Origin of the sequence: Pseudonocardia sp. SID8383 (assembly GCF_009864975.1) — a bacterium.
In the GTDB taxonomy this organism is placed as follows: Bacteria; Actinomycetota; Actinomycetes; order Mycobacteriales; family Pseudonocardiaceae; genus Pseudonocardia; species Pseudonocardia alni.
In genome coordinates this window covers 1-632 of record NZ_WWFY01000359.1, presented here as the reverse complement: position 1 = coordinate 632, position 632 = coordinate 1, and the positions used below count along the sequence as shown (strand labels likewise).

At 76.1% G+C, this 632-nt stretch carries 1 pseudogene; it reads right to left on the bottom strand.

Annotation, left to right across the window (positions count from 1 at the left end):
- Positions 1-632, bottom strand: a pseudogene (locus tag GTW08_RS08680) (MFS transporter); the annotation flags it as partial.

Below are 632 nucleotides of genomic sequence, written 5' to 3'. Positions count from 1 at the left end.
CCGCCGTCCACCACAGCGGCCCGGCGCCGCCGACGGCCAGCGCCGCGGCACCCGCGACGGCCCCGGCGACCCCGCCCGCGGCCATCCCGAACGTGGTGAGCCGGGAGTTCGTCGTCGCCAGGGTGATCGTCGACGGCAGCACCCGCGGGGTCACGGCCGCCTTGAGCACCAGGAACGACTTGGACAGCACCATGATCCCCAGCGCGGCCGGGTAGAGCAGCCAGTCGTCGAGGTGGAACACGAGCACCACGGCGAGCACCGCGCGGCCGGCACAGGACACCGCCATCGCGATCCGCCTGCCCCGCTGCAACCGGTCCAGCGCGGGACCGATCACCGGCGCCACCAGCGCGAACGGCGCGACGGTGATCGCCAGGTAGAGCGCCACGTTCGCGGTGGACTCCGCCGTCGCCGCCGCGAAGAACAAGGTGTTCGCCAGCGCGACGGCGACCGCCGCGTCGAGCGCGTAGGTCAGCATCGTGGCGTAGGTGAGCGCCGTCAGCCCGGACCGGTCGGCGCCGTCGGCGGTCGCGGCGCGCCGGAACAGCGCGACCGCGCGCCCGCCCAGCTCGCGGGTGCGGTGCACGGCGACCCGGGTGACCGTCAGCCTGCGGGGGACCGTGGCCGGGCCGGGG